The sequence below is a fragment of the Halorubrum sp. SP3 genome (assembly GCF_005435195.1).
Classification (GTDB): Archaea; Halobacteriota; Halobacteria; order Halobacteriales; family Haloferacaceae; genus Halorubrum; species Halorubrum sodomense.
Genome location: NZ_SGTU01000001.1, coordinates 86,406 through 98,600 on the forward strand (window position 1 = coordinate 86,406; position 12,195 = coordinate 98,600).

14 protein-coding genes and 1 pseudogene are annotated in these 12,195 nt (G+C 72.2%); 5 read left to right on the forward strand and 10 right to left on the reverse strand.

Features of this window, described 5'->3' with window-relative positions:
- Nucleotides 1-43: 43 nt before the first annotated feature.
- The 4 genes from EXE42_RS00465 to EXE42_RS00480 all read right to left on the reverse strand — a co-directional run bounded on the left by EXE42_RS00465 (nt 44) and on the right by EXE42_RS00480 (nt 3,435).
- Complete coding sequence (locus EXE42_RS00465; protein WP_092920049.1) at nt 44-661, reverse strand: HemK2/MTQ2 family protein methyltransferase; 618 nt, start codon at nt 659-661, stop codon at nt 44-46.
- Nucleotides 658-1,842: a mechanosensitive ion channel family protein gene (locus tag EXE42_RS00470; RefSeq protein WP_394327270.1), complete on the reverse strand. Its 1,185-nt coding sequence runs from the start codon at nt 1,840-1,842 to the stop codon at nt 658-660. The genes EXE42_RS00465 and EXE42_RS00470 overlap by 4 nt, the downstream gene beginning before the upstream one ends.
- Entirely contained in the window at nt 1,839-2,750 is a 912-nt protein-coding gene (locus EXE42_RS00475; RefSeq protein ID WP_137705695.1) for a 16S ribosomal RNA methyltransferase A, read from the reverse strand. The genes EXE42_RS00470 and EXE42_RS00475 overlap by 4 nt, the downstream gene beginning before the upstream one ends.
- 97 nt (nt 2,751-2,847) lie before the next feature.
- The gene (locus EXE42_RS00480) at nt 2,848-3,435 is read right to left on the reverse strand and encodes a DUF655 domain-containing protein (protein WP_092920046.1); all 588 of its coding nucleotides are present in this window, start codon (nt 3,433-3,435) and stop codon (nt 2,848-2,850) included.
- 102 nt (nt 3,436-3,537) lie between these two features.
- On the opposite strand from EXE42_RS00480, the gene EXE42_RS00485 reads away from it, so the two are divergent.
- Nucleotides 3,538-4,374 carry a hypothetical protein gene (locus EXE42_RS00485; RefSeq protein ID WP_137705696.1) on the forward strand — a complete coding sequence of 279 codons (837 nt, stop codon included), beginning with the start codon at nt 3,538-3,540 and terminating at the stop codon, nt 4,372-4,374.
- Complete coding sequence (locus tag EXE42_RS00490; protein WP_137705697.1) at nt 4,332-5,117, forward strand: class I SAM-dependent methyltransferase; 786 nt, start codon at nt 4,332-4,334, stop codon at nt 5,115-5,117. The genes EXE42_RS00485 and EXE42_RS00490 overlap by 43 nt, the downstream gene beginning before the upstream one ends.
- 27 nt (nt 5,118-5,144) lie before the next feature.
- Here EXE42_RS00490 and EXE42_RS00495 read toward each other — a convergent pair whose 3' ends face one another.
- From EXE42_RS00495 to EXE42_RS00505, 3 genes are all read right to left on the reverse strand, one after another.
- Entirely contained in the window at nt 5,145-5,579 is a 435-nt protein-coding gene (locus EXE42_RS00495) for a universal stress protein (protein ID WP_092920043.1), read from the reverse strand.
- A 73-nt stretch (nt 5,580-5,652) separates the two neighbouring features.
- Nucleotides 5,653-6,009 (reverse strand): RNA polymerase Rpb4 family protein, encoded by a 357-nt coding sequence (locus EXE42_RS00500; protein WP_137705698.1) that lies wholly within the window; start codon nt 6,007-6,009, stop codon nt 5,653-5,655.
- A gap of 1 nt (nt 6,010) precedes the next feature.
- A complete protein-coding gene (locus tag EXE42_RS00505) occupies nt 6,011-6,304 on the reverse strand; it encodes a 50S ribosomal protein L21e (protein WP_006112901.1) in 294 nt (97 codons plus the stop codon).
- A 232-nt stretch (nt 6,305-6,536) separates the two neighbouring features.
- Here EXE42_RS00505 and mptA point away from each other — a divergent pair, with 232 nt between their 5' ends.
- On the forward strand, nt 6,537-7,463 hold the full coding sequence (gene mptA / locus EXE42_RS00510) for a GTP cyclohydrolase MptA (RefSeq protein ID WP_137693417.1): 927 nt from the start codon (nt 6,537-6,539) through the stop codon (nt 7,461-7,463).
- A 38-nt stretch (nt 7,464-7,501) separates the two neighbouring features.
- Here mptA and EXE42_RS00515 read toward each other — a convergent pair whose 3' ends face one another.
- From EXE42_RS00515 to EXE42_RS00525, 3 genes are all read right to left on the reverse strand, one after another.
- The gene (locus tag EXE42_RS00515; RefSeq protein WP_137693418.1) at nt 7,502-8,308 is read right to left on the reverse strand and encodes a TrmB family transcriptional regulator; all 807 of its coding nucleotides are present in this window, start codon (nt 8,306-8,308) and stop codon (nt 7,502-7,504) included.
- Nucleotides 8,309-8,434: 126 nt separating this feature from the next.
- On the reverse strand, nt 8,435-10,093 hold the full coding sequence (locus tag EXE42_RS00520; RefSeq protein ID WP_137693419.1) for a DUF255 domain-containing protein: 1,659 nt from the start codon (nt 10,091-10,093) through the stop codon (nt 8,435-8,437).
- Between the two features lie 190 nt (nt 10,094-10,283).
- Nucleotides 10,284-10,505, reverse strand: coding sequence for a hypothetical protein (locus tag EXE42_RS00525; protein ID WP_092920038.1), 222 nt, complete (start codon nt 10,503-10,505; stop codon nt 10,284-10,286).
- A gap of 283 nt (nt 10,506-10,788) precedes the next feature.
- Between EXE42_RS00525 and EXE42_RS00530 the strand changes: the two genes are divergently transcribed.
- Together EXE42_RS00530 and EXE42_RS18455 are read left to right on the forward strand one after the other, a co-directional pair.
- Nucleotides 10,789-11,904 carry an asparaginase gene (locus EXE42_RS00530; protein WP_137693420.1) on the forward strand — a complete coding sequence of 372 codons (1,116 nt, stop codon included), beginning with the start codon at nt 10,789-10,791 and terminating at the stop codon, nt 11,902-11,904.
- A gap of 106 nt (nt 11,905-12,010) precedes the next feature.
- Nucleotides 12,011-12,195, forward strand: a pseudogene (locus EXE42_RS18455) (hypothetical protein); the annotation flags it as partial.

The following is a 12,195-nucleotide window of genomic DNA, read 5'->3' on the forward strand; positions in this document are numbered from 1 at the left end:
GCTAATGTATATTATTCTCTGGAGTAATTCACCGGTGGCGGGGCTACGCTCGACGCAGCGCCAGCACCGTGAGCGTCTCGAAGGGGAACGACTCCTCGACGACCGGCTCGGCCGCGAATCCCGCCTCGTCGACCAGGTCGAGCACCTCGTCGTAGCCGGTGAGCGAGGAGACGAGCAGGAGGACGACGCCGTCGGGCGCGAGGACGCGACCCACGTCGTCGAGGAACGGCTCGATGAGTTCGCGGCCCGACTCGCCGCCCGAGAGCGCGTGTTCCATCCAGTCGCCCCACTCGTTGTCGGGGTCGGTCGGGAGGTACGGCGGGTTGAAGCACACCGCGTCGAACGCGTCCGCGCGGAACGGCGCGAGGAGGTCGGCGACGACGGCCTCGACGCCGCGCTCGCGGGCCTGTCGCGCCGCGTGCGGGTTGCGGTCGCTGCCGACCACGTCGAGGCCGCGCTCCTCGGTGATCCGCTCCGCGACCCACCCGGAGCCCGTGCCGACCTCCAGCACGCGGCCGTGGGCCTCCGCCACCGCCGCCTCCGCGAGCAGCCCGGAGTCCTCCGCGGGCTGGTAGACGACCGCGTCGTCGGCGCCGCGCAGCGCCGCGAGGTCGCCGCCGCGCTCGTCACCGGCGTCGCGCTCGTCCCCGCCGCGGGTCATCGGCCGTCGTCCTCCGGGCCGCCGTCGGTCGCGCCGGCGTCTCCGTCGTCCGCGCCTTCCGACCCGCCGCGCGTCGCCGCGCGCTCCTCGACCGACGCGTCCAACTGCGGTCCAGAGGCCCCCTCCGACCGGGCGGAGAGCGTCTGCTGCGGGAACGGGATGACGATCCCGTCGTCCTCGAGCGCCCCCTTCATCGCGTTCATCGCGGCGGTCTGGGTGCGCCAGCGCTTCCGCATGCTGGGGTTGCGGATCCAGTAGCGGAGCCCCAACACGACCGCCGAGTCGTCGAAGCGCTTCGTCACGGCGTTCGGCTCGGGCATCTCGGCGACGTCGTCGACCCCGGCGACGGCCTCCTCGACGACCGCGGCCGCGCGCTCAACGTCGGTGTCGTAGTCGACGCCGACCTCGACCTCGATCCGCAGCCGGTTCCGGCGCGACCGGTCGACGATCGAGCCCGAGCGAACGGTGTCGTTCGGCATCGTGATCACCTCGCCGTCGAACGACCGCAGCCGCGTGCTCATGATCGAGATCTCGGTCACCGTTCCCTCGTGGTCTCCGACTTCGACCCAGTCACCCACCTCGAACGGCCGGGAGAACATCAGCACGAAGCCGGCCAGTATCGCCCCGAGCGTCTGCCGCGCCGCCATCCCGACCACGATCCCGAGGAACCCCGCGCCGACGAGGAGGCTACCGACGTTGTCGGTGAACAGCCCGACGACGGCGAGTATCGCGGACGTGTAGACGCTCAGCTGCGTGATCCGCAGGATGACCTCCTGCTGGTGTTGCGAGATCGACGCGCTCTCGGCGCCGATCTCGCGGATGACGCCCCCGAGGAAGTCGGTGAGCGCGTACGCGATCGCCAGGAGGAGCACGGCGAGGACGACGTTCGACAGCTGGTTCGCGCTCAGCGCCGACTGGGCCGTCTCGAAGAGGGCGCCGCTCTGGTCCCACACCGCGATCAGCGTGATCGCGCCCAGCGCGGTGGCGCCGCCGACGCCCGCCGACAGCAGGAGCCGCTGCGTCGAGGTGAGCTCCCTGTCGCCGCGCCGCAGCCGCCGCGTGAGGAGCCGCACCCCCAGCACCGCGGCGACGATGCCCACCGAGGCGGCGAACCGCTCGAAGTTGCCCGCGAGCGCGCGTTGAAGATCCGTCACGAGGCCGACCCAGCCCGTCATCGTCACGCCTCCGTCGGCGACCCGCGTTCGCGGGCCAGCTCGGCCAGCGCCGCGAACGCCGCCGGCTCGAGCGTGCCGGGGCGACTACGCAGCAGCTCCTCGTCCGCCGCGTCGACGACCGCCTCCGGGTCGTCGAGCCCGGAGATGTGCGCCGTGTTCCGCACCGCGTTCCGCACCGTCTTGCGCCGCTGGGTGAAAAGCGCCTTCACGAACCGGAGGAAGAACGCCTCGTCGCCGACGACGTAGTCGGGGTCGCGAGGCGTGCAGCGCACGACGGCGCTCTCGACGGCCGGCTGCGGGTCGAACGCCTCCTTCGGAACGCGCTCGACGATCTCGACGTCGGCGTAGTGTTGCGCCGACACCGAGAGCCGGCCGTACGCGGACTCCCCGGCCGACGCGACCATCCGGTCGGCGAACTCCGCCTGAAACATCAACACGAGCGGCTTCCGCTCCGGGAGCAGCCGGAAGGCGATCTCCGAGGAGACCCCGTACGGGAGGTTGGCGACGCAGGCGGTGAAATCCGGGAGCTCGACGTCGAGCGCGTCGCCCTCCACCACGTCGAGGAGCCCGTCGGCGACCGCGGCCGCGAACTCTTCGCGGAGGAACTCGGCGAAGGCGCCGTCGCGTTCGATCACGCTCAGGCGACCGGGCGCTCCGCTCGCGTCGGCGGCCGCGTCCGCGGTCGTCGTCGCCAGCAGGCGGTCCGTGAGCGCGCCCGCGCCGCCGCCGATCTCGAGGAGGTGACTGGTGTCGGCGTCCTCAGGGAGGTAGCCGGGAATGCGGTCGAGGACCCGGTCGTCGACGAGGAAGTGCTGGTCGCGGTCGGGGTCGGCGCGCGAGCCCGCCCGCCTCGCGAGCGCGTCGGGGTCGCGACCCCCGTACGCGGCGTTCTCACCCGTCGATGAGTCGGTCATAGCCGGGGTACACGCGGTGTTCGGGTAAAAGTCTCGTTTCGGGGGCGGCGCGGCGGCGAACCGACGGTCGTCGGTCCGCGCGCCGAGGAGCCGGTGTTCACTCCTCGCGACCGACGAACGTCCGGTACTTCAGATCCGGCTCGCGGATCTCCTCGACGATCCGTTCGAGGATCACCTCCCGCGGGCGGTGGAGCCCGGAGATGCGCTCCTCGACGTCGTCGAAGCTCTCGAACGGGCCGCGCTTCCGCTCGTCGAGGAGGTCGTTCCGCAGCTTCTTGCCGATCCCCGGCAGCAGGTTCAGCTGGTGGAGTCGGAGGGTGATCGGCCCCGCCTCGTTGTAGAAGTCGACGAACCGCTCCTCGTCGGCGTCGACGATCGCCTCCGCGGCGTACTCGACCTCCGCGGCCGCGTTTCGAGTGAGGTCGTCGAACGACACCTCGCGGTAGCGGCCGACGGCCGGCCCGTCCAGCGCGATACGGTCGCCGACCGAGACGTCCGGCTCGCCGTCGAGCGTCAGTTCGTACAGCGCGAACGAGTCGGCGCCGAGCCCGTACGCCACCGGCGACTTGCGGGACTGCGGGCGGTCGTCGTCGGGACGCCCGTTCAACAGCACGTCGAGCAGGACGGCGGTGGGGCCGCCGCCGTCGGCTCCGCTTTCGCCTGCGAGGTCGTCGACGTCGTTCATACATCGTTCATCGCTCCGAGCGATGAAAAAACCGCTGGCGAGGCGGGACGCGCTGCGACCGCCGACGGTCGGATTCAAGAGCGTCGAGTGCGACGTGATACCATGGCGAAACCGGAGCCGGCGGAACTGGTTCGACTCGTCGAGGCGTTCCCGGGCGCCTCGCCCGAGGCGAACGCGGAGAGAGGGTCGACGGCCGACGCAGCGGGCGATCCGGAACGGGGCGAGCCGACCGACGCGGGCGACGTCGCGCGGGTCGACGACCTGCTCGACGGCGCGTACGGCGCTCTGACGCGGAACTGGTACCCGGAACTCCGGCGGCGCGTCGCGGCGCACGCCGACGGCGACTGCCTCCGCGAGCGGGTGCTCGAACACGTCGAGGCGGTGCCGTCGTTCCGCCTCTCCGACGGACCGACGGCCCTGGAAGAGCGCCGCGAGCGCCTCGCGGAGGCGGCGGCGCTGCGCGACGACGTCCGCGAGATCGCGGAGTGGTACGGCACCCTCCGGTCGCGGCTGGAGGGCGACCGCGCGTCGCTGACGCGGGGCGAGCGGCTGCTCCACGACCTCGGGTACGCGCTCGCGCACGTCCTCTTCCTCGGCGCGTCGTCGCCGCGTGCGGTCGTCCGCCGGCTCCGCTTGGCGTACCGGACGGTCGGCGTGCGGATCGACGAGACCGCCTCCGAGGGGGGCGCCGACCGCACGACGTTCACGTGTCCGTACCGGAACCTCGCGGCCGGGCGATGCGGCGAGCGGTGGGTGTGCCACGAGAAGCTGGACCGCGTCGACGACGGCTACGTCTCGTACCTCGCGGAGCGGGGGATCGCCTACCGGCGGCCGCGAGGGTGTACGGACTCCGAGCGGTGTCACTCGACGGTCGCGCGCGACGGACCCGCGCGCTGGTGGCCGAGGACGCCCCCGGCCGCCGTCGACGCCGACCCGTGACCCGCGACGGCGACGGCGAGAGCGGGTCCGCGGCGAGCGACGATCCCGCGGCAAGCGACGATCCCGTGGCGGACGGCGAGTTCGGAGCGACCGACCCGCGTCGGCTGCGCCGGATCCGACGCGGCTACGACGCGTGGGCCCGCGTCTACGACTGGTTCGCGCGGGCCACCGCGTCCGTCGGCGGCGTCCGCGCCGCCTGCGTCGACGCGCTGGCCCTCGACCCCGGCGACACGGTCATCGAGTTCGGCTGCGGCCCGGGAGTGAACCTCCCCGCGCTCCGCGACGCCGTCGGTCCGAGCGGTCGCGTCGTCGGCGTCGACGTCTCGCCGCGGATGCTCGACCGGGCGGCGGGGCTCGTCGAGCGGCGCGGCTGGGAGAACGTCTCGCTCGTCGAGGCCGACGCCGAGCGCCCTCCGGTGGCGGCCGCGGACGGCGTCCTCGCGACGTTCGTCACCTCGCTTTTCCCCGACCCGTACGCGGTCGTGCGCCGGTGGTGCGACCTGGCGGACGCCGTCGTCCTCGCGGCGTTCGTTCCGGAGGGAAACCGCCTCGCGAACGCGGCGCTCCGGGCGTTCGTGGCGCTGAACGGGCGGCTCTTCGACGCGCGGACCGACGATCCGCTCGGGAGGCTCGCGGACCGGACCGCCGCCGCACGGCGCGCGCTCGACGACCACACCGGCGTCCGGGAGCGACGGCGCCGCCTCCTCGGGACGATCGTCGTCGAGGCGGGTCGCGACCGGTGACGCCCGGGAGCGGTCGGTCGTCCGGGGTCACCCGGAAACGGGGACGGAGACGACGGTCGCGTCGGCGGTCCGGATGACGCGTTCGGTCGTGCTGCCGAGCAGGTCGTCGGCGGCGGCGTCGAGGCCGCGCTTGCCCATCACGACCGCGTCCGCGTCGACGGCGTCGGCGTACGCGGCGATCTCGTGGGCCGGAACCCCGGACTCGACCGCCGTCTCGCTGTCGATACCCGCGTCCGCGACGGCCGTCGCGACCCGGTCGACCGCCGCCTCCAGCCGCTCGCGGCGCTCGGGGTCGTCGTCGTCGAACTTCTCCGGCTTGCCGGAGCGGTCGTACATCGGGATCTCCTCGACGACGCCGAGGACGTGTACCGTTCCGTCCGCCGCCGTGATCTCGGTCGCGTCGTCGACGGCGTCGAGGGCGGCGTCGCCCGCTCCGGTCGGAACGAGGGTGGTCTGGTACATGCGGGTCGACGTACGTGCGGAAATCTGAAAAAACGTGTCGGAGAATCGCCCCGCCGGGCCGGGAGGGGCGTGCTCAGGCGTACTTCGCGACGACGTCGAGGATCTCGTCGAGCTCCTCGCCGTCGAGCGAGTACCGCTCCTGTGCGAACACCGAGCGGAGCTCCGTGCGGTCCTCGGGGAGCAGGTCGGTGATCTTCACGGCGGTCGGCAGGTCGATCTGATCGAGCTCGGTGAGCTCCTCGACGAGTTCGCGGGACTCGTCGGGGTCGAGGTCCGCGAACCGATTGACGTGCTCGATCGCGCGGGCCAGCTCGTAGCGCAGGTCGCGGTCCTCGTCGGCCGCGCGCTCGTCTTCGATCTCCACGAGGATCTCCTTCGCCTCGGAGGTGGTGACGTACTCCTCGTCCAGTTTTTCCTTGAATATCGTCATCTCAGTTCTGCTGGGCCCGCATGTGGGCGGCGGTGACGATGAGGGTCTTCGTCTTGCCGCCGTCCGGAATCTCGACTTTGAACGCCGACCCCTGCTTGCCGACGACGGTTCCGGTTCGGCCGTCGAAGCGCGGGTGGAAACGCCCCTTCGGGACGCTCGGGTCTATCTTGAGGTGGACCTGGGACCCCTCGTCGAACTCCTGGATCGCTCGCTGCGGCGGGGAGGTGCCGCGGTTGCGGGGTTTGTTCGAGAGCTTGTCGCGAGTCGCCTTCTGCGGCCCATTGGAACTCGGCATGGTCTTGGATTACGTTCCGCTGCCGCCGTTATAAATCGTGCGTTACGGCCCGAAGGACGTGGGCGACTCACACGCGACGGGTCGTGACGGGCGCGAGGAGGGGCCCGCTGCCAACGCGAAGCGGGGCCGCCGCCACCGCGAGCGGGCCCCTGCTCGAGTCGCGCGCACGACTACCAGACGCGTCTCCCCCTTCCGAAAGGGCTAATCCCGGGAGTTCCCTAACGTGTTCGTAATGAGTCACCAGCTGCCGGACGTACAGGCGTCCGCGCCCGACGTCACCGTCGGGCTTTCGCAGGTCGGCGTCACCGGGGTGGAGAAGCTCGTCAAGATCGCGCGTGGCGACAAGCGTCCCATCGTTCTCATGGCGGAGTTCGAAGTGTTCGTCGACCTCCCCAGCGGCCGGAAGGGGATCGACATGTCGCGGAACCTCGCGACCGTCGACGAGATCCTCGAGGACATCACCCGCGAGGAGGCGTACCGCGTCGAGGACGTCTGCGGCGACGCGGCCGAGCGGCTCCTGGAGAAACACGACTACACCACCACCGCCGAGGTGTCGATGTCGGCGGAGCTGGTCACCCGCGAGGACACGCCGGCGTCCGGCATCGAGACCCAGAGCACGGCGACGATCGTCGCCAGCGCGACCGCCACCGAGGACGGGACGCGCGAGGAGATCGGCGCCGAGGTCACCGGCATGACCGTCTGCCCCTGCTCGCAGGGGATGAGCGAGTCGCGAGCCCGCGACAAGCTCGCCCAGCTCGGCGTCGACGAGGAGACGACCGAGGAGTTCCTCGACGCCGTCCCGCAGCCGGGTCACTCCCAGCGCGGCCACGCGACCCTGACGATCACGACCGACGGCCACCCCGACGTCGACCTCCGGGACGTGATCGACGTCGCCCGCGACTCGATGAGCGCGCGGATCTACAACATGGCGAAGCGGCCCGACGAGGACCACATGACCTACGAGGCCCACGCCGACGCGAAGTTCGTCGAGGACTGCGTCCGCGCGCTCGCCGAAGGGGCCGTCAAGGAGTTCCCGCACCTCTCTGACGACGCCGTGATCCGCGTGAAGCAGTCGAACGACGAGTCGATCCACCAGCACAACGCCCACGCCGAGCGCGAGGTCAAACTGGGCGACCTCCGCGACGAGCTCGGCCGGTAGGCGCCGCGGCTCGCGTCGCGCTCTCGCCCGGCCATCCTTCACCCGAACGTCAGCGGCTCCGACTCCGCCCAGCGCGGCTCGAACTGGTCTTTCACGCTCGTCGCGAACTCGATGTCTTTCACGTCGATCATCGCGAACGGCTCGTCGGCCGACAGCGGGTGCGGCACCTCGATACACACCTCGATCTCGTCGAACACGTTGAACGTCCCGTCGACGCCCGGCGACGTCCGGACCTCGAACCCGTCCATGTCGGCCAGCTCCGCGGTGTACCGGCGTCCCACGCTCCGCGGGAGCTCGTCGACCGTCGCCGGCGACAGCAGCACTCGGATCTCCACGCCGCGTTCGAGCGCGGACTCCAGTTCGGCGGTCACGCGCTCGCCGATCGTCCCGAGGTCGAACCCGGTCGCAGGCGCGCCCGCGACCACGACCACCCGACGCTCCGCGGCGGCGATCCGCTCTAAGAGGAGGTCGGTCGCCTCCTCGGCACCGACCGCGGCGGTCCAGAACTGCCCGTCGACGGGCTCGCCCGCGTCGAGCTCGGTCGACAGGTCGTCGACCACGGACTCGTACTGCTCGGCCTGCGTCCGGAGCTCCCGCTTCTTCTCGTCGAGCAGGCGGTCGAGCGCGGCGTCCGGCTCGACCGCGAGGTACTTCTTCGGCCGGCTCGCGGCCTGACTGCGGACGAGGCTGTGCTGCTCTAGGCTGTTGAGCACGTCGTAGATCCGACCCATCGGGACCTCGCTGGCCCGGGAGAGGTCCTTCGCCGTGGTCGGTCCGGTCCGGAGAAGCGCGCGGTACGCCCGGGCCTCGTACTCGGAGAGCCCCAGATCGCGGAGAGATGCCATACCCGGGGATGCCCCGGCACCCGTATAAACGCGTCGCCGGTTTACGATACGGGCGGCCGGATCCGGCGGACCGAGTATTGCCGCCGACTGTCCGGCCGTTTCTCGGTCCGACGCGCGTCCGTCGCGTCAGGCCAGCACGTCGGCGACCCGGTCCATCAACTCGTTCGGCGTTTCCGCCGGGTCGGAGGCGCCGTCGCCGGCGAGGACGACCGCGGTCCCGGCCGGAACCGTCCGCGGCGCGGGCGCGTCGGTCTCGTGGGCGTTCGGCGCGATCACCTTCTCGTGGTCGGCGACCCGCCACGCGGCGCGGTGGAGGTCGCTCCCGGGTTCGGTCCCGACCGCGATGACGGTCGTGTCGCGCCGGAGGCGACCGGCGAGGCTCCCGTAGCCGGCGACCTGAACGCTCAGCCGCTCGGTAGCGCCGGCGAACGCCGCGGCCGTCTCCCGCGCGACCTCGCGGTAGCGGTCCTCGCCGGTGAGCGCCGCCAGGTCCAGCAGGGACGTCGCCATCTCCACGTTGGCGTCGAGCGGCCGGAACGACCGGTCGAGCAGCCCCGGCCCGGAGCGCGGCCCGTCGACGAACGACCCGTCGACGCGGAGCCGTTCGATCGCGCGGTCCGCGACCGCGCGGGCCACGTCGGCCCCCTCGCCGCGCACGCCGGCCGCGCGGACGTACGCCCCGACGACGCGGGCGGCGTCCTCCAGCAGGTCGGTCTCGCCCGCCTCGTCGCTGCCGCGGTAGTGGGTCACCGCGCCGCTCTCGGCGTCGATCAGGTCGCGTTCGAGGCCGTCGAGGATCCGGCCGGCGTACTCGCGGGCGCGCTCGTCGTCGGTGTAGGCGGCCACCGCGAGCAGCGCGTCCGCGGCGAGCGCGTTGCCGCCGGCGAACACGGTGAGGTCGCGGCGGGGTTCGTCCAGGTCCGCGCGGTCCTCGGCGGGCGCGGCGTAGTAGGCCCGGCCGAGTCCGGGCCCGAGGCTGCCGCCGACGCCGTAGCCGGTCCAGAGCTCGTCGGTGAGGAAGCCGACGGCGTCGAGCGCGGGGTCGAGGTACGCCTCGTCGCCGGTGTAGAGGAAGGCGTTCGCGAACGCGCGGGTCACCGCGGCGTTCGTGTCGAGCGGCTTCTCGTAGGCGACGTCGCCCCAGTCGCGCGTGCCCGCGTACCGGAAGAAGCCGCCGTCGACGTCGTCGGCGAGGTGGTCGCGGACCGCGTCGAGCGTCCGGAGCGCGCGGTTCCGGTCGCGCTTCAGCGCGAACTCGACGGTGCGAGGCAGCGGGAACTTCGCGTCGGTCCCCCAGCCGGCGTGGTCGTCGTCGTACTTGGCCTCCAGTTGGCCCGCCAAGTGGCTCTCTATCTCGTCGGTCAGTTCGCCGCGGGGCGGCAGGTCGGCGTCGAGCGCACGCGGGATACGCCCGGCCTCGCGCCCCTTGTCGGCCCACATCTGCCGGACCGATTCGAGGACCTGTCGCATCCCGTCGACGTCGAGATAGCCCGCGCCCGTCAGCAGCGTCCCCTCGGGCGTCAGGAAGGCGGTCGTCGGGAACCCGCCCATGTTGTACCGCTCGCGCACCCGCGGGTGGCGGTCGACGTCGACGCGGACGGGGACGAACCCCTCGTTGACGTTGGCCGCGATCCGCGGCTCCGCGTAGGTGATCGCGTCCATCTCGTGACAGCCCTCGCACCAAGTGGCCGACAGCGAGAGCAGCACCGGGCGGTCGCGCTCGTCGGCCTCGGCGAACGCCTCGGGGCCCCAGTCGCGCCACTCGACGCGGGTCTCGTCGCTCATGGGCGCAGTCGGTCCGGGGCGGGGGTAAGCGCTTCGAGAGCGGTACGCCGGGGAGAGAGCGGTGGAGGGAACGACCGCAGGGGGACGGAGGGCGACCGCGAGAGGAGGGCAGCGCCGGTGTCCACGCGACGCGTCGGCGTTCGGACGGGCGATCCGGCTCGGCTCTCTCCGAGCGGTCCGGCGTCGACTCTCAGCGCTTGTGGTCGTGACCCAGCGCGAGCGCGAGCGCGTTCGCGAACAGGAGGGCGACGAACAGCTGCCCGGTGCCGCCGTCGAGCCCCGAGTACAGCAGGGCGGGGTACGTCGCCGGGATGGCGATGGCCGCCCAGAAGGCGGCGGCCTCGACGGTTCCGGTCATCAGCCCGGCGAGCCGTTCGCCGGAGGCGAGTCGGGTGGGAGCGGGGATTGACATGGACGCTTCCCTGTACGACGGGGGACCACATATACCCCGTCGAGGGTTCGACGAATTTCACGGCGTTTCTCGACCGATCGGGTCATTTTAAAACCGTCGCAGAGACATTTTAACTGTTCACAACGCGTTCTAATCCTTTGTTTCGCGATCGTCACCGAGCGCCCCCGGACGCGCCCGAGAGGGATCGATCGGTCGGTGCCGGCGCGTCGACGGGTCGCCCCACCGGAAGCCGAGCGACTGCCGCGGCACCAACCGATTTGTCCGTCGGGAGCGAGGGGAGGATATGACCGAAACCGATCGCCGCGACCGATACGACGACCCGGACGACCCGAGACGCGACGACAGGGGGGATCGAGACCGTCCCGACGCGCACGCCGACGGCGGCCGCCCGCACGTGACGGTCGTCGCCTGCGGCGGCACCATCGCGTCGGAGCCGAGCGACGACGGAGCGGCCCCGGAGAAGACCGGCGACGACCTCGTGGCGGCGGTGCCGGCCGCGGGCGACCACGCGCGGGTGACGACGAGGGAGACGTGTTCACGGCCCGGTTTCGACGTTCGGTGGAGAGACGTGCTCGCGACCGCGGACGCCGCGCGCGACGCGGTCGACCGGGACGCCGCCGACGGCGACGCGGACGGGGCGGCCGACGGCGTCGTCGTCACCCACGGGACGGACACCCTCGCGGACACCGCGTTCGCGCTCGACGTCCTCACCGACCTCGACGCGCCGGTCGTCGTCACGGGCGCGCAGCGCCGGCTCGACGAACCGTCCAGCGACGTGCCCGCGAACCTCGCGCTCGCGGTCCGGGCGGCCGCGGACGACCGGTTCGCGCCCGGGGTTCACGTCGCGTTCGACGACGAACTCCACGCCGCCCGCGACGTCGTGAAGGGCCACAGCAACGCGCTGTCGACGATGACCTCCCCGGGAGCGGGACCGGTCGCGACGTTCACCCGCGCCGCCTCGCGGCTCGTCCGTCCCCCCGAGCGCGGCGTCGCGGTCGACCCGCTCGCGGACGCGATCGAGGGCGCCGCGGACGTGCCAGAGGTCCCGGTGATCCACTCGGGGACCGGCGTCGGCGCAGGCGCACTCGAGCGCGCGCTCGAGGCGGGCGTCGGCGGGATCGTGGTCGAGGGGACCGGCCTCGGGAACGTCACCGGGGCGCTCGGCGACGCGATCGGGGAGGCGGTCGAGTCGGTGCCGGTCGTCGTCGCCGGTCGCCCGCCGGCCGGGCCGACGGAACCGGTGTACGGGACCCCCGGTGGCGCCGTCACGCTCGCGGACCACGGGGTGACGTTCGCCGGCGACCTCCCGGCCGCGAAGGCGCGCGTCGCGCTCGCGCTCGGCCTCGCGGCGGACCTCGACCGAGACGAGATCGACGCGCTGTTCGCGTCTCCGGCGTAGACCGATCGCGGATCGTCGAAGTGACGCCGAATCGCCCGAATCGATGGGTCAGAAGCCTGTTTGAGCGTACGCGAAACCCTTATCAGTCGACCGCGTACCGGAAGACGTGACCAATCTCACCCGACGGGCCGCCCTCCGCGGCATCGCGGCCGGCGGCGCGGCCGTGCTCGCGGGATGTACCGGGGGCGGCGACCCGGTTTCGGGCGGAAACGGCGGCGCCGGCGATGACGGTGGCGACGGCGGCGACAGCGGAGACGCCGGCGACAACGGCGGCGACAGCGGAGACGCCGG